This window comes from Pseudomonas sp. GW-45, assembly GCF_056896675.1.
Genome location: NZ_CM167674.1, coordinates 1,005,331 through 1,021,994 on the forward strand (window position 1 = coordinate 1,005,331; position 16,664 = coordinate 1,021,994).

Genomic DNA, 16,664 nt, shown 5'->3' on the forward strand with positions numbered 1-16,664 from the left:
GATTCAACCCGTTTTAGCTGATCACGCCGCCACAGCTAGAGCCTTGGCCAGCGGTGCAGGCAAAGCAATGGTCGCGAGTGGCGATGGGGTTGTCTTGCAGTGTTTGGTCGGCCAGTTGGTTCAGGTGTGGGCGATCACTGGCGATGAGGGGCAGCGGCAGTTCCAGCATCTGATTGAAGTCGCAATCGTATAAATAGCCGCGCCAATCGACACTGATGGTATTGCGGCACATTAGCCCCGGCAGGTTATCGGCACTGAAATTGTCGCGCAGCAATTGCATGTAATCGTTGAATTGGCCTCGACTTGCCAAGGTGCTGCCAAAGCGCGCAATGGGCTGATTAGTGATAGTGAATAGCTGGCTGAACGCGATGCCAAAATCTTCACTCAGATGCTCTTTGTATTCGCTCTGGAGCGCAGCTTGGGGCGGTGGCAGGCTCGGGCCCTGTGGGTTGTACACCAGATTTAATTCAAGGCCGCTTTCGGCTACGCCGTAACCCAGGCGGTTAAGCTGCAACAAGCCCTGGATGCTGCGCTCAAACACACCATCGCCGCGCTGCTTATCTACATTGTCGCGTGAGTAGCAAGGTAATGAGGCAGATATCTGGACGTGATTAGCAGCCAAAAACTCAGCCAGGTCTTCGTAACCCGGCTCCGAAAGAATGGTGAGGTTACAGCGGTCAATAACTTCAATACCTTCGGCGCGTGCATGGCGCACTATGTCGCGAAAGCGCGGGTGCATCTCGGGTGCGCCGCCAGTCAAATCCAGTGTTTTTACCGAATGTGCGTCTAATACCCGATATAAGTCCTCGATTACCTCATCACTCATGGCTTCTGTGCGGGTAGGGCCTGCATTGACGTGGCAATGCAGGCAGCGCTGATTGCACTCGTAGGTCAGGTTGACCTGTAAGGTGTCCAACGCCCGACGTTTGATAGGCGGGAAATCGAGACGGTTCAACAGGGGCAGGGTATCCAGCACAGAGTGGTCCTCGTAATTAGCTATATAAAGAGTAGAGCATTGGCCGCCTCCTTTGTTACAAATTACCTGCGATGTTTTGCTTTGCGGCACCATTTCTTAAGGGTCTTGTCACAAGACGTGTCATCAAGGCGGTCAGGAGCTAGTCTTGTGACGTTTGGTTTTTCAGTCAGGTAAGGGGAGGTATTGGGATGAATCGGTTTTTGGTGGCTGCTAACGCGTTACTTTTATCGGGTGCGGTACTGGCGCAGGATACGGCGGTTTCGCCGCCGCAAGTTACGCAAGCGCAGCAGGAGGCATTGCGCGATGCAACATCCGGCAGCGTGCGTAATATCCAAAATGTCATGCGCGATGCCTATCGCAACCCCGAACATACCTTGGCTTTTTTCGGTGTAACGCCGGAGCAAACGGTCATCGAAGTCTGGCCCGGCGGCGGCTGGTATACCGAAATCCTGGCGCCTTTGCTGCACGATGACGGCAAGTTGATTGCTGCGCATTTTGATCCTGAGTCGGATGTGGCTTTTTTCCGTCGCTCGCGTTCCGAGTTTGAAGCCAAATTAGCTGACGATCCTGAACTTTACGGCAAGGTAGAACTAGCCACGCTGAACTACGACCCAGAGCTACCCATCACTGAACCTGGCACTGCGGACCGCGTACTGACTTTCCGCAATGTACACAACTGGTTATCCGCTGGTGAAGATCAGGCCGGACAAATGTTTGGCAAGTTCTATGCGGCGCTGAAACCGGGTGGCATGTTGGGGGTCGTGGAGCATCGCGCACGTGCCGGTACCAGCATGGAGCAGATGATCAAAACAGGCTATGTGACCGAGACCAAGGTACGGGAGCTGGCCGAAGCCGCAGGGTTTGAACTGGTGTCGGTGAGCCCGGTTAATCAGAACGTGCAGGATTCAACGGATCACCCGGAAGGCGTCTGGACGTTGCCGCCAACGCTGCGTTTGGGCGACAAGGATCGGGCGCGTTACCTTGCCATTGGTGAAAGTGATCGCATGACGTTGTTGTTCATTAAACCTGAATAAGGCGTGACAACCCTTCCAGTTGTTTAGCTGGAAGGGTTGGCTTTTTTGCTGAGCTGGCGACGGTAGGCCGTTGGACTCATATCGGTCCAGCGGCGGAAAGCGCGGGTAAAACTGCTAGGGTCTAAAAAGCCCAGTTCATAAGCAATGCTGGTTAACGACAACTGCCCATCAGCAATCATACGCAGCGCCGCTTCACGCCGAACCTCATCGGCTAACTGCTCGTAAGACGTTCCTTCCTGACTCAGTTTACGGCGCAGATGCCGCTGGCTGATATTCATTGGCCCGGCAACCCGCTCGGCGCTGATGTCACCAGACCCCAAGAGTAAATGGATTCGACGCTTCACCTGCTCGGACAGTGCGCTGCTGGGCAGAGTGGCCAGCATGTGCTGCAAAATTTCAGTCAGTTTGGGCAACAGCAGGCTTGATGCTGTAGCCAAAGGCTTGTCCAGTAATTGGCGTTTGAGCGACAACGAGTAACGGTCAGCAAAGCTCACCTGCTGATTTTTCAGCAAGAGTCGGCAGCTTTTCTCGTGCGCATAATGATGGTCAGCGAGCTGAATGCCGTAAAGCAGCCCGTCGCCGTCGAGGTCTATGCGGGTGAAGTAACGTGCCAGGTATCCAATAATTGAGGCCAAATGTTGGGGGTGAGTATCGCCTATCGGTTTTAGCTCTAAGTGCACCGATTCTTCTCGCATTTCTACTTTCAAAGTCAGCTGAGTGCTGACGATCGGGAAGTATCGCGTGAGGATATTCAACGCATCCTCAATCTTCGGTGAGGCTGAAGCCGCTAGAGCGAGCATATTGAATGCGGTAGGGCTGAAGACCCGATGCATACGCAAGCCGAGCAGAGGGTCATCTGCTATACGCGTTGCTTCACTCCAAACCAGAGAGCAAAACTGCTGGTCAATAAAGCCTTCGGATTCAAACTGTTCGCTGAATAGGCAGGCGGCTGCGCTGGAATTGCGCAATGAGAGGTCGTATTGCCTGAGTGTCTGCTCTACGGCCGTTGCCCAGAATGCACTTTCACGTACACGTATAAAGGAGCGTGAACTCGACTGTTCGAACATCATCCCGAGCCTGTTTTACTTTGTAGGTGACAAAAACGGTGTTTGTCTTGTTGGCGGATTATAACGATAAAAAATACGTGGAAAAGCCTGGAATATAGTTTCGCAGAGCAGAATATTGTTACCAGCAATGTAGGATTCTGCTGGAGCGCCTTGGCAGGCGCTAAGTGTGCCCTTTTAATGGGAAGCTCAAGACTCATTAAGAATGCTTAAAAAAATGTCGATGAGCTCAGGTTTGACTAGCCGTTGCTCAGGCCAGAGGCGTTGGCGTGTTATTTTGGCTGGGTTGTAAACCGGATTTGCACAGTAGCCTTTCGCCTTTTTGGGTGTCTTTAGCCATATTGCATAATGCTAATTCATTGTGTGAATGTCCTTTTGAGACAAATATATTGGCCGACTTGGGCAGGTTATTTGTACTGGCCTCATGACAGACTGCGTTGGTCCTGAACGTGTCCCTCGATACACAGGTTCATGTCACCCAAACGGAGCAGCACAATGACAAAAAAAATGCATGCTTGGTCCTTAGCCGCATTGCCTTTGGCAATCGGAATGGCCAGCTTTTCTGGATCTGCTAACGCAGTTAACTTCAATCTCGGTGAAGTGCAGGGTCAATTCGACTCACAGCTTTCCATCGGTGCCAGTATGTCTACGCAGGGCGCAGACAAACGTTTCATCTCCGTTGATAACGGCGGCGAAGCAGCGGCCCGCACCTCTGATGATGGTCGTCAGAACTATGAAGCTGGTGACGTATTCTCCAAGATTTTCCGCGGCGTACACGATCTGGAGCTGCGCTACGGCGACTCTGGTGCGTTTGTTCGTGGTAAATACTGGTACGACTTCGAAACCAAAGACGGCGATCAGCGTTTCTATAATATTGACGACTCTGGCCGCGATCCGCTGCAAAAAGCGTCAGGCGTAGCGCTGTTAGACGCGTTCGTATATCACAACTATTTTATTGGCAACAATCCAGGCAACGTACGTCTGGGTCGTCAGGTTGTGAGCTGGGGTGAGTCCACCTTCATCCAAAACTCGATCAACTCGATCAACCCTATTGACGTTGCTGCATTGCGCCGTCCGGGTGCAGAAATTAAAGAAGGCCTGCTGCCGGTTGAAATGCTTTACATGTCTCAGGGGTTGACGGACAACCTGAGCATGGAAGCCTTTTACCAGCTGAAGTGGGCGCCTACCGTGCTGGATAACTGCGGTACTTTCTTTGGGTCTGATACTTTGGCCAAAGGTTGTACTGATCGACTGGTGTTCACTGGTCAGGATTTTGAGCAAGGCAAACAGCCTAACTTCACAACCATCGTTCGTAGCGAGAAGGACAAAGACGCTAGCAATGATGGCCAGTTCGGGGTCGCTTTCCGTTATTTCGCACCTGAACTGAATGACTCTGAGTTCGGCTTCTATGCCATGAATTATCACAGTCGTACGCCGATTTACTCGAACAAGGCTGGGAAGCTGGCAACTCAAGGTCCTGCTACTGCTACCGTCGGTATAGATGGCTTGCTGGGTGGTGCTGGTTACTTCTTTGAATATCCTGAAGATATTCGCCTTTACGGTGTGAGCTTCCAGACGAGTGTGGCTGGCGCCTCTATTGGCGGTGAAGTTAGTTATCGTCCAAACATGCCATTGCAAATCAATACCGGCGATATGAGCCGTACAGCTTTGCAGTTGGGTGCTGATAATACCCATCGTGATTTTGCAAACGTACCAGCTGGCACTGAGATTTCAGGCTATGAGCGCAAGGAATTCTGGCAGGCGCAGGTAACCGCCATTCAGTTCTTCGATCGCGTTCTGGGTGCAAGCCGCCTGTCGCTGGTTGGTGAGGCTGGTGTCAACTACATCGGTGGTTTGGGCGATACCAAGTTTGGCCGTGACTCTTTGTTCGGTCAGAGCCCATACAATGGCGATGAAGGTGCTGCTGCTGCCGGTGTTGTGGCGGGCAACTGTGCCTCGCAAGCCTCTTCGCCAAATGGTAAGAGCTGGTGCGAGAACGACGGCTTCTACACTGATTGGTCTTACGGCTACCGCTTGCGTGCGTCGCTGGACTACAGCAACGTTATTGCCGGTATCAACCTGAGCCCGAACTTGGCTTGGACCCACGATGTCGAAGGTTACGGCCCCAACTTCACTGAAGATGGCAAGTCAATCAGCGTGGGCGTGAATGCTGACTACGGCAACAAATATGCCGCTAGCTTGAGCTACACCGATTTCTTCGATGGTAAGTACAACACCGCCGTTGATCGCGACTTTTTGGCCGCTAGCTTCAGCGTAAGCTTCTAAGAACGACCACAGGAGAAAGAATAATATGCGTATGCAAAAAACTCTATTGGGTGCAGGCGGTTTGGCTTTGAGTCTGCTGGCCTCTGGTGTCATGGCGCAAAGCCTGACCCAATCCGAAATCGATTCATTGGGCACTACTCTGACGCCAATCGGCGCAGAGAAGGCTGGTAATGCTGCGGGCACCATTCCCGAGTGGACTGGCGGTCTGGGCACTGATGCTGGTAAAGAGTTGGACAATAACTTCCTGGAAAACCCGTTCAAGGGCGAGCAGCCAGAGTTTGTGATCACCGCTCAGAACTATCAGCAGTACAAGGACAACCTGACTCCTGGCCAGGTTGCCCTGTTTGAGCGTTACCCAGAAACCTTCAAGATGCCGGTCTACAAGTCCCAGCGTACCGTTGGTTACCCGCAGTCCGTGTATGACCAGGTCAAGCAGACTGCCGGTCAAGCTAAGCTGGTTAATGGTGGTGATGGTATTTCCAACTTCGCACATGGCACTTTCGCGTTTCCAGTACCCAAGTCTGGGGCTGAGGTTGTTTGGAACCACAACACCCGCTATCGCGTGAACATCAAGCGTTGGTATATGCAGGCCATGCCGCAAACCAATGGTTCTTACACGCTGATCAAGCTGGAAGAAGAGGCGGGTTATCCGCAGCTGATGGATGACATCGATGCGTCCACCATGCCTAACACTCTGTTGTTCTTCAAACAGCGTGTGAACGCACCTTCACGACTGGCCGGTAACGTCCTGCTGGTCCACGACACCCTGGATCAGTTGAAAGAGCCGCGCATGGCGTGGGTTTACAACGCTGGTCAGCGTCGTGTTCGTCGTGCTCCTCAGGTTGCCTATGACGGTCCAGGCACGGCGTCTGACGGCATGCGTACTTCCGACAACTTTGCCATGTATAACGGTGCCCCTGACCGTTACAACTGGAAGTTGGTTGGTAAGAAGGAAATCTACGTTCCTTACAACAGCGGGAAGCTGACAGATCCTAGCGTCAAGTATGAGGACGTACTTCAGGCCGGCCACATCAACCCTGATTACACGCGTTTCGAGCTGCACCGTGTGTGGGAAGTGCAGGGCAACGTCAAAGAAGGCCAGCGCCATATTTACGCACAGCGCAACTTCTTTATGGATGAAGACTCATGGATGATCACGCTTGCTGACCACTACGATGGTCGTGGCACTCTCTGGCGCGTAGGCGAAGGCCACATGGGCTTCAACTACAAAGAGAAGATTCCTGGCTACACCATTGAAACGCTGTACGACTTGTTGGCGGGTCGCTACATCGCGCTGGGTATGTATTCTGAAGAGGATTCAGCCCCCCAGTACGATTTCAAGCCGAACTACAACCAGTTCACTCCAGCGGCCCTGCGTTCTTCAGGTATCCGTTAAAGTGTAGTTTTTGGGTTGTAAGAGAAGGGAGCCGAAAGGCTCCCTTTTTTATTGCGCTGTTGAGCGATCACCTCGTGCCATCAGTAATCCCGCTGCAGTGAGTGTCTGGGGGCAATAAATAGAGGATATAGAGAGCACATAACAAATGAGGGCGCCTTAGCGCCCTCATTTGTTTTTGTAGTCGCTATCAGGAAGGCACAGCGGCTTGGTTGTATTGGCTGCGATAATTGGTTGGGCTCATGCCCACCCATCGGCGGAAGGCGCGGGTAAAGCTGCTTGGGTCGAGAAAGCCAAGTTCGAAGGCAATGCGGCCCAGATTCAGTTTACCTTCCTTTATAAGGCGCACGGCTAGCTCCATGCGTACCTCATCCAACAGTTTCTCATAGGTGGTTTGAGTCTCGCTGAGTTTGCGACGTAAGTGCCGTGGGCTCATGTTGAAAGGGGTCGAGACCAACTCTTCTGATACGGTGCGTTCAGAAACCAGCACACGAATGCGCTGTTTTACCTGTTCAGCAAAGTCCACATTGGGCAGGTCGCTCAGCATGTCTTCCAGGGAACTATCGAGACGCTTTCGTAAGAAGGCGTCGGCACTCGGCAGACGAGAGCTTAGAAAGCGTCGATTGATTCGTACGGATTGTCGTTTTGCACCCAAGCGTACCCGGCCACCGAGAATGCTCTCACACAAGGATCTGCTCTTGTCATGTTCGCTAGTGAGGCGGGTTTCTAGCATCAGTGAGGCTCGACCGATGCCCAGGGCTTCCCAAATACGGTTGCACTGGCTCATCAAGGCTTCCATGTGCATGGGGTGCGGTGAGCCCTTGGGCTGGAAGTATAGGGTCAGATATTGGTCGTCTTCCACAGAATACAGCTGCACTTGGGTGCTGAGTACCGGCATAAAGCGGATGATACGTTGAATCGCGTCGCCCAGTGTTTCGCTAGAGGCAGCCGCGAGACAAAGCAGAGACAGCGTGTTGCAATTATGCTGTTGCCCCATGCGCAAACCGAAGCACTCATCTTGTGACAGGCGAGCGGCTGTGTGCCAAAGGCGATTCATATCGGTTTGTGTTATGTGGGAAAGGCTCAGGTCGGCCTGCTTACAATGAGGTCGCAGGTCTGCGGGTAGATCCTTGATGCCCTTATCGTATTCCTCAAGGCACTGCACAATGCCTTGAGCCCAGAGAGCACGTTCGTGAACGCGCTCCGACGGTAACGGATGGAGTTCGGGATTCATAACAGGAGACGTCTCAATTTTATTATTGTGATTGGATACATCTAAAATCCTGCCTTAACCATAAAGGAACACAGGTGATTGTGCAAAAAATTGCAACGGATAATTGCACGCCTAAACCAGAGGGTATTCATTGCATGAATGTCCTAACCGGCCAAAAAACTCGTCCTAATCGGCCAATTCGTTTTTTAATCTCGTGACAGACTTGCTCTCGGTGCTAGAGGCCTCCAAGTCGTCTGGCGCCCATGATTCATTCTAACGGAGCAGCACAATGACAAAAAAAATGCATGCTTGGTCGCTCGCCGCGTTGCCTCTGGCAATCGGGCTGGCCAGTTTCTCTGGGTCCGCGAGTGCTATTAACTTCTCGCTGGGTGAGGTCGAAGGTCAGTTTGATTCACAGCTTTCTGTGGGCGCCAGCTGGGCTACGGAAGACGCCGATAAGCGTTTCATATCCCCCAAAAATGGTGGTGAGGCCGCCGCTCGAACTTCCGATGACGGCCGTTTGAACTATGAGAAGGGCGATGCTTTTTCCAAGATCTTCCGCGGCGTGCATGACCTTGAGTTACGTTATGGAGACTCTGGCGCGTTCATCCGTGGTAAATACTGGTACGACTTTGAGACCAAAGACGGCAGCCAGCGTTTCTACGATATCGATGACTCCGGTCGTAACCCATTGGTTAAGTCCTCAGGCGTAGCTCTGTTAGACGCTTTCGTCTATCACAACTACTTCATCGGCAACAATCCAGGCAACGTTCGTCTGGGTCGTCAGGTTGTGAGCTGGGGTGAGTCTACCTTTATTCAGAACTCTATTAACTCAATCAACCCGATTGACGTGGCCGCTTTGCGCCGTCCGGGTGCTGAGCTGAAAGAAGGTTTGCTCCCGGTTGAGATGCTTTACCTATCTCAGGGTCTGACTGAAAACTTAAGCATGGAAGCTTTCTATCAGCTTAAGTGGGCTCCGTATGCTTTGGATAACTGCGGTACTTTCTTTGGTGCTGACACCTTGGCTGAAGGCTGTGTGGATCGACTGAACTTCGCTGGTCCTGCGGACGCTCCGCAAGGCGAACAGATACCTGGTACCTATATTGTTCGCACGCAACATAACGAAGAAGCGAAAGATGATGGTCAGTTTGGCGTGGCATTACGTTACTTTGCCCCTGAGTTGAACGACTCTGAATTCGGCTTCTATGCTATGAATTATCACAGTCGAGCGCCTATTTACTCCAACAGAGCCGGTGCGGCAGTTGGCATTAATGGTGTTGGCGGGTCGGCAGGTTACTTCTTCGAATATCCAGAAGACATTCGCCTGTATGGTGTGAGCTTCCAAACCAGTGTTTCAGGTGTGTCTTTAGGTGGTGAAGTTAGCTATCGGCCTAACATGCCATTGCAGGTCAACACAGGCGATATGAGCCGTACTGCTTTGACTAGGGGTTTTGGTGGCAACAATATTCATCGTGATGAAACCTATGCGGTCGGCGATTATATTCAAGGCTACGACCGGAAAGAGTTTTATCAAGCCCAGGTGACAGCGATCAAGTTTGTTGATCGCATCATGGGAGCTAGCCGTTTGGCTTTGGTGGGTGAAGCAGGCGTGAACTACATTGGCGGCATTGGCGATAGCGCTGGCGACACCATGTATGGTCGTGATTCTCTTTTTGGTCAAAGCCCGTTCGCAAATGGAACCTGTTCTTCCCAAACTGCGCCTGATCCCGCTGACCAATCACCAAACGCCGATAGCTGGTGCGAAAACGAAGGCTTCTACACTGATTGGTCCTACGGCTATCGCATCCGTGCGTCTCTGGATTACAGCAACGTGTTCGCTGGTGTTAACTTGAAGCCGAGCCTTGCTTGGTCACACGATATTGATGGTTACGGCCCTAACTTCACCGAAGATGCCAAGTCTGTCAGTGTTGGTTTGGATGCTGATTACGCGAACCGCTACAGCGCCGGTGTAAGTTACACCAGCTTCTTTGACGGTAAGTACAACACCAACGTTGACCGTGATTATGCATCCCTCACCTTCAGCGTAAGCTTCTAAGACCGGGCTATTAAGGAGAAAGAATAATATGCGTATACAAAAAACTCTGTTGGGTGCTGGCGGTTTGGCACTGAGCCTTTTGGCTTCAGGTGTCATGGCGCAGAGCCTGACCCAAGCCCAGATTGATCAGTTGGGTAATTCTCTGACGCCGATCGGCGCAGAGAAGGCCGGTAACGCGGCCGGCACTATCCCTGAATGGACGGGTGGTCTGCCTACTGATGCCGGTAAGGCGTTGGCAGACAACTTTTACGAAGACCCCTTCAAAGGCCAGCAGCCTGAGATGGTGATCACTGCGCAAAACTATCAGCAGCATAAGGAAAACCTGACTCCTGGTCAGGTTGCTATGTTCGAGCGTTATCCTGAAACCTTCAAAATGCCTGTCTACAAGACTGAGCGTACGGTTGGTTACCCACAGTCTGTTTATGACCAGGTCAAGAAAACCGCTGGTCAAGCTCAGCTGATTAATGGTGGCGACGGTATCTCTAACTTCTCCCACGGTACCTTTGCTTTCCCGATCCCACAGTCGGGCGTTGAAGTTATCTGGAACCACAGCACTCGCTATCGCCTGAATGCTACACGTAAGTATATGCAGGCGATGCCGCAGACTAACGGTTCATTCACGCTTATCAAGCTTGAGGAGGAAGTGGGTTATCCGAATTTGATGGATGATGTTGACGCATCCACAATGCCGAATACTTTGTTGTTCTTTAAGCAGCGCGTGAACGCTCCTGCACGTCTGGCGGGTAACGTACTACTGGTGCACGATACACTGGATCAGTTGAAAGAGCCGCGTATGGCTTGGGTCTATAACGCCGGTCAGCGTCGTGTTCGTCGCGCGCCTCAGGTTGCTTATGACGGCCCAGGTACGGCGTCAGATGGCATGCGTACTTCTGACAACTTCGCTATGTATAACGGCGCACCTGACCGTTATAACTGGAAGTTGATCGGCAAGAAGGAAATTTATGTTCCTTACAACGCAGGCAAGCTATCTGACCGTGGCCTCAAATATGAGGACGTGCTTCAAGCTGGACACGTCAATCCCGAACACACTCGTTTCGAGTTGCACCGCGTGTGGGAAGTTCAGGGTAATGTTAAAGAAGGTCAGCGTCATATTTACGCCCAGCGTAATTTCTTTGTAGACGAAGACTCCTGGATGATTAACCTGGCGGACCATTACGATGGTCGTGGCACGCTTTGGCGTGTAGGTGAAGGCCATATCGCTTTCAACTACGCCAATAAGATCCCAGGTTATAACCTCGAGACTCTGTATGATTTGCTGGCGGGCCGTTACATCGCATTAGGTATGTACACAGAAGAATCTTCTGCGCCTAATTTCGATTACAAGCCTAACTACAATCAGTTCACACCGGCTGCCCTGCGCTCTTCAGGTATCCGTTAAGCTCTGATGCTGCTTTAGAAAAAAACGTTTGGGTTTTTAAGGGGTATCTTCGGATACCCCTTTTTTTTGTGCGTATTTTGACCTCCGCGCGGCTTTCGCCCGGCGTGTGACTACACATCTGTTAGACTGTCGGAATTGTTGATACCGACCTTTTCAGAGTGACTCCCTTGTCTAGCCAAACCATGTTCAGCCAACTCAATCTCCACGAACGCTTACTCAAAGCGCTTGAAGAGCTGTCTTTCGACCAGCCTACCGAGGTGCAGGTCGCTACTATTCCTGCGTCCATTGCCGGCAAGGACCTGTACGTTATCGCTCAAACGGGCAGTGGGAAAACCGCGGCCTTCGTTCTGCCGCTGTTGCAGAGGTTGCTGGACGATGAGTCGAAGCCAATCTCCCCGCGTGGTTTTATTCTGGTGCCAACCCGCGAGCTGGCCCGCCAGGTAGTCAAGGATATCGCCACGCTAGCGCAGTTTACCTTTCTCAAGGCCGAGCTGGTTACGGGTGGTGAAGACTTTAAGGTGCAAGCCGCGCGTCTGCGTAAAAACCCGGATATCGTGGTTGCTACGCCGGGGCGGGCGCTAGAGCAGCTGGCTGCTGCCAACCTGGATTTGAGCTGTGTGCAGACGCTGGTGCTGGATGAGGCGGATCGCATGCTCGACATGGGTTTTAGCGAAGACGTTACCACGCTGGCCAACGCCTGCCCTGAAACACGGCAAACGGCGCTGTATTCCGCGACAAAAGGTAATCGTGGCTTACAGCGGATGATTGATTCGGTTTTGCGCGAGCCCGAGATTTTGGAGCTGACCAGTGTGCGTGATGACACGCCGGCGATCAGCCAACAGGTGATACCGGCAGACCACAATACGCACAAAGAAGCGATGCTTAAGTGGCTGCTGGTTAACGAAGGTGAAGGTAAAACCATTGTTTTCACCAACACCCGCGTAGCCGCAGACCGCCTTAACGGCGTGTTGCGCGCGATGGATTTGCGCGTTTACGTTTTGCATGGCGAGAAGGATCAGAAGGAGCGCAATCTAGCCGTAGAGCGCTTCAAGCAAGGTAGTAGCGGGATACTCGTGGCTACCGATGTGGCGGCCCGTGGTTTGGATATTCTTGAGTTGGATCGAGTTATCAACTTTGATATGCCACGCAGCGGTGACGATTACCTGCATCGGGTTGGGCGTACTGGGCGTGCAGGTGCTAGTGGCTTGGCCATCTCGCTGATCGATCCACATGAGTGGAATTTGATGTCGAGCATTGAGCGCTACTTGCGACGTCAGTTTGAGCGACGCATCCTCAAAGAGGTGCCAGGTAGCTTCAAGGGTCCAAAAAACGTCAAATCTTCGGGCAAGCCGGTTGGCAGCAAGAAGAAAAAGGATGATAAGAAAAAGCCTTCCGCCAAGTCAAAGAAGCCCAAGGCGGGCAAGCGTCCTTCCAGACCGCCGCAAGGGAAGGTAATAACCAGCTCGGATGGCATGGCGCCACCGAAACGCAAGTAACGCGCCAATCAGCGTTTGGGCTAGCGCTGTATTTCGATGGCGCACGGAGCGATGGGGCTCTGTAAAGTCGAGATGCAGAATGGCCTAAAGGGTTAAGGCGGTTGCCAAGACTCTGTTTGATCGGCTACATTCCCAAGCAGTCCAACGGAGATTTTTATGTTGTCTTTGTCTAGCAACAGCATTGCTACTGCCCTCAGCGCCTCTCGCGCTGCGGCGGCGCGTGCGTTGTTAGTAGTGACTACAGAATCCTTCTATTTTGGGTATTGGTTTAGCCATAGGCGCGCTTGATACCCCACAGGCGCCCTGAATCAAAGGGTCGCCACCAGAGAATACACAAAACCTCGGTCGGCTTCCCGACTGGGGTTTTTTATTGGGCTTTATTTGGATTTTTACGAGGATTTACACATGAATGATTACCGTAGCTTTAATCGATTTCCGTACTCCTATTGGCAGTTCAGCAGCGCGGCTGTGAGTCACCACCGATCCCTTCATCGAACACCCAGATAGCGTCGCAGCGGCTTGGCCGCGCGATTAAGGAATACACCATATGAATGCCACTGTTTCTGCTCTTTCCGCTCGTGAAATGCATACTGCCAAACGCAGCGCTCAAGCATTGCCAACGCCTTTTCAGTTGCGCGCCAGGTTACCGCTAGGGGTTGACTCAGTCGCTACGGTCGAGCGCGGCCGAAACGCTATTCGCGCCATTATGCGCGGCGAAGACTCCAGACTGCTGGTGATTGCCGGCCCCTGTTCATTGCATGATCCTATCGCGGCGCTGGAGTACGCACAGCGCTTGGCTGCGCTGGCACCTCAAGTCAGTGATCAGCTGCTTTTGGTAATGCGTGCCTACGTGGAAAAACCGCGCACCACGGTAGGCTGGAAGGGGCTGCTATACGATCCACAGTTAGACGACAGTGGCGACATGGCTGAGGGCTTAGCGCTATCGCGGCAGCTGATGCTGAGCATCACCGAGCTAGGCCTGCCGGTTGCGACTGAATTGCTGCAGCCGCTAGCGGCAGGCTATCTGGACGACTTGCTGAGTTGGGCCGCGATTGGCGCACGCACCAGCGAATCGCAGATTCATCGGGAAATGGTTAGTGGTCTTGATCTGCCAGTCGGCTTCAAAAATGGTACCGACGGCAGCCTCGCCATCGCTTGCGATGCCATGCGTTCGGCAGCGCATGCGCATCAACACTTTGGGATGGATGAGCAGGGGCGCCCGGCGTTGATACAGACCCAGGGTAACGCCGATACGCATTTGGTTCTGCGTGGTGGTCATGCTGGGCCAAACTATCAGCCAGACGCGGTACAGGCGGCCTGTGCTGCGCTGCGAGGCCAGGGTATTTCAACTGGTCTGATGATTGACTGCAGTCACGCCAATAGCGGCAAGGACCCTCTGCGTCAGCCAGAGGTGCTGGCATCGGTTGTTGCGCAGCGGCTGGCTGGGCAGAGCAATATTCGGGGCGTAATGCTTGAGAGCCATTTGTTCGGTGGCTGCCAACCGCTGTCGCCTGATCTGCAGTATGGCGTGTCTATTACCGATGCTTGTCTTGGCTGGAGTGCTACCGAGCAGGTGTTGTTGAGTGCCGCAGAACGTTTGCGATAGAGGCCTTTGCTGCTGCTCATGCAGTTTGAAGAATGGTTTTAATCTGCATGAGCGGAACTAAGGCTTAAATTGCGGTGGTAGCTTTGCGCCCAACCACAAAGACTAACAGCGCAAGAAGTGAAAAAACCGCCAGCACCAGACCCATAGCCGCGGCTGCGGGCAAGGGAAGGGTGGTGGTCGCCCAAGTGCCGAATGCGGCGCAGCTCATCTGTAGAAAGCCAAGCAACGCCGATGCAACGCCCGCTTGATGACCAAAGGGTTGCAAAGTGAGTGCCGTGCCCAGCGGATTGACGGTGCCCATACCTGCCAGAAACACCGTGAGCGCCAGGGTAAAGATGACCAGGTTGTGTTGATCCTGCACTAGATAAACCGAGGTGCCTCCCAACAACGCCAACAGAATGCCGCAGGTGGCGACGCGGGTGGCTCCCCAGCGATGGGCCAAACGCGGTGCCAGCAAGCCAGAGGCGAACACCACCACAACGGTGCCGGCGAATAGTAAGCCAAGTTCAAAAGAGCTCAGCCCCATATCGACCATCAGAACAGCAGGTGCCGCGCCAAAAAACGCGTACAGTCCGCCAACGATCAAGCTGACGGCAATGGCTGGTCGAAAGAATCGGGCGTCGCTCATCAGCTTGGCGTACTGCACGATAATGGCTGAAGCCGAGACCGACTGTCGCCGCTCGGCGACGTGTGTTTCGCCGATGGTTCTGGCATAACCAAGAGCAACCAGTATGCCTACCAGCGCGACTAGGCCAAAGGTTGCTCGCCAGCCCAGGAAGGTGTCGGACGCGCTGCCCAAGAGAGGGGAGAAGCCCGGTGCGGCGGCCATGGCGACCATGATTAGCGCCAAAATACGTGCCAATGCTTCGCCTTCAAACAGGTCGCGAGCGATGGCCCGGGACAGCACCGAAGCCGCGCATACGCCGAGCGCCTGCACGACGCGGCCGGCCAGTAGGGTATGTAGACTGCTGGCGTAGGCACAGAGCAGGCTACCCAGCGAGAAAATCAACAAGCCACCGATGACCAGCCACTTGCGGCCGTAGCGGTCAGATACTGGTCCGACCAGTAACTGGCCAACAGCAAAGGCGATAAAAAAGTAAGATAGCGTCAGCCCCATGTCCCTCGAGGATATGCCGAGTTCAGCGCCCATCGAGGGGAACGAGGGCAGGATGATATTGGTCGCGAGCGTACCTAACGCAGCCAGGCTGGCCAATAGCACCAATATTTGGCCGCCACTGTGTCGCGAGGGTTGAGCGCTGAGGTCTGCTGTCAGCGCCTTATGTACTGGTGAGCTCATACCGCTACGCCCTCTGTAACGTGTCGGGTTAGATGCGCGACGCTGCGGTTGATTACCTCTACGTCGGTCAAAATGCGGCGATGTCCTAGTCCGTTCAACTGGACCAATTCTGAGTTGGTCCAGGCTTGGTGCAGGGCGATGGATGCAGCCATTGGCACCACCTTATCTTGCGGGTCATGCATGATCAGCGCCGGATGGCGGAGACCGTCGAGCAGGTTCTCAAGGTCAACTGACTGAGTAGGTTGGCCAATAAACCCTTCGACCCAGGTTTGAAAATCCCGACTTTGCTCAGGGTTCAAGCTGTAGCCACGAGCCTGCAGTTTCACCATCGCAGACAGCGAACTAGGGCCGCATAAATGCACGCTGGCCTTAACCTGCAATCCTTGGCAGAAGGCAACCAATGCCGCCGCCGACCCCATCGAATGGGTGATCACTGCCTGCACGTCGGCGAGCGAGTTAGTCAGCGACAGTAGTGCGCGGCTTGAATGCACCACGCTGCCATGCTCGCCAGCTGAGTCGCCATGCGCAGGCATGTCGAACAGAGTGATGGAAAACCCCACCCGCAGCAGTGGCTCAACAAAACCGGCCAGATGAGACCCTCGGCTGTCCCAGCCATGTACCAGAAGCACACGTGGGCCGCGCCCCAAGGTCCAAACGGCGATGTCTTGGCCTTCATGCGGATGAAGGGTTTGGATTGCCTGTCCCAGTAGCACTTGTTCAGCTTCGCTGGCGGCAATGCGACGGGGTCTACTAAACGCTATGCAGGCCTGTGTAAACGCATCGTCCACTGAGAGTGGTGGGTGGGCGGCGGATGTATTGCGATTCATGGTGGCGGCTCCATGCT

General features: G+C 53.4%; 12 protein-coding genes. 7 read left to right on the forward strand and 5 right to left on the reverse strand.

Annotation, left to right across the window (positions count from 1 at the left end; genetic code table 11):
• Positions 1–13: 13 nt before the first annotated feature.
• Positions 14–976, reverse strand: a complete 963-nt coding sequence (gene arsS / locus AC1XYH_RS04550) for an arsenosugar biosynthesis radical SAM (seleno)protein ArsS (RefSeq protein WP_483325478.1) — start codon at positions 974–976, stop codon at positions 14–16.
• 188 nt (positions 977–1,164) lie between these two features.
• On the opposite strand from arsS, the gene AC1XYH_RS04555 reads away from it, so the two are divergent.
• The gene (locus tag AC1XYH_RS04555) at positions 1,165–2,010 is read left to right on the forward strand and encodes a class I SAM-dependent methyltransferase (RefSeq protein WP_483325479.1); all 846 of its coding nucleotides are present in this window, start codon (positions 1,165–1,167) and stop codon (positions 2,008–2,010) included.
• Between the two features lie 23 nt (positions 2,011–2,033).
• Here AC1XYH_RS04555 and AC1XYH_RS04560 read toward each other — a convergent pair whose 3' ends face one another.
• Complete coding sequence (locus AC1XYH_RS04560) at positions 2,034–3,080, reverse strand: helix-turn-helix transcriptional regulator (RefSeq protein WP_483325480.1); 1,047 nt, start codon at positions 3,078–3,080, stop codon at positions 2,034–2,036.
• 489 nt (positions 3,081–3,569) lie between these two features.
• On the opposite strand from AC1XYH_RS04560, the gene AC1XYH_RS04565 reads away from it, so the two are divergent.
• The gene (locus AC1XYH_RS04565) at positions 3,570–5,360 is read left to right on the forward strand and encodes a DUF1302 domain-containing protein (RefSeq protein ID WP_483325481.1); all 1,791 of its coding nucleotides are present in this window, start codon (positions 3,570–3,572) and stop codon (positions 5,358–5,360) included.
• A 31-nt stretch (positions 5,361–5,391) separates the two neighbouring features.
• Positions 5,392–6,756: a DUF1329 domain-containing protein gene (locus AC1XYH_RS04570; RefSeq protein ID WP_483326302.1), complete on the forward strand. Its 1,365-nt coding sequence runs from the start codon at positions 5,392–5,394 to the stop codon at positions 6,754–6,756.
• A gap of 187 nt (positions 6,757–6,943) precedes the next feature.
• Here AC1XYH_RS04570 and AC1XYH_RS04575 read toward each other — a convergent pair whose 3' ends face one another.
• Positions 6,944–7,987 (reverse strand): AraC family transcriptional regulator, encoded by a 1,044-nt coding sequence (locus tag AC1XYH_RS04575; protein ID WP_483325482.1) that lies wholly within the window; start codon positions 7,985–7,987, stop codon positions 6,944–6,946.
• A gap of 268 nt (positions 7,988–8,255) precedes the next feature.
• Between AC1XYH_RS04575 and AC1XYH_RS04580 the strand changes: the two genes are divergently transcribed.
• From AC1XYH_RS04580 to AC1XYH_RS04595, 4 genes are all read left to right on the forward strand, one after another.
• The gene (locus tag AC1XYH_RS04580) at positions 8,256–10,022 is read left to right on the forward strand and encodes a DUF1302 domain-containing protein (RefSeq protein ID WP_483325483.1); all 1,767 of its coding nucleotides are present in this window, start codon (positions 8,256–8,258) and stop codon (positions 10,020–10,022) included.
• Positions 10,023–10,050: 28 nt separating this feature from the next.
• The gene (locus AC1XYH_RS04585; RefSeq protein ID WP_483325484.1) at positions 10,051–11,421 is read left to right on the forward strand and encodes a DUF1329 domain-containing protein; all 1,371 of its coding nucleotides are present in this window, start codon (positions 10,051–10,053) and stop codon (positions 11,419–11,421) included.
• 182 nt (positions 11,422–11,603) lie between these two features.
• Positions 11,604–12,917, forward strand: coding sequence for a DEAD/DEAH box helicase (locus AC1XYH_RS04590; protein WP_483326303.1), 1,314 nt, complete (start codon positions 11,604–11,606; stop codon positions 12,915–12,917).
• Between the two features lie 547 nt (positions 12,918–13,464).
• Complete coding sequence (locus AC1XYH_RS04595; RefSeq protein ID WP_483325485.1) at positions 13,465–14,523, forward strand: 3-deoxy-7-phosphoheptulonate synthase; 1,059 nt, start codon at positions 13,465–13,467, stop codon at positions 14,521–14,523.
• A 64-nt stretch (positions 14,524–14,587) separates the two neighbouring features.
• Here the strand turns inward: AC1XYH_RS04595 and AC1XYH_RS04600 are convergent, their stop codons facing one another.
• Both AC1XYH_RS04600 and AC1XYH_RS04605 read right to left on the reverse strand, forming a co-directional pair.
• Complete coding sequence (locus tag AC1XYH_RS04600; protein WP_483325486.1) at positions 14,588–15,820, reverse strand: multidrug effflux MFS transporter; 1,233 nt, start codon at positions 15,818–15,820, stop codon at positions 14,588–14,590.
• Positions 15,817–16,647 (reverse strand): alpha/beta fold hydrolase, encoded by an 831-nt coding sequence (locus AC1XYH_RS04605; RefSeq protein WP_483325487.1) that lies wholly within the window; start codon positions 16,645–16,647, stop codon positions 15,817–15,819. The genes AC1XYH_RS04600 and AC1XYH_RS04605 overlap by 4 nt, the downstream gene beginning before the upstream one ends.
• Positions 16,648–16,664 lie beyond the last annotated feature (17 nt).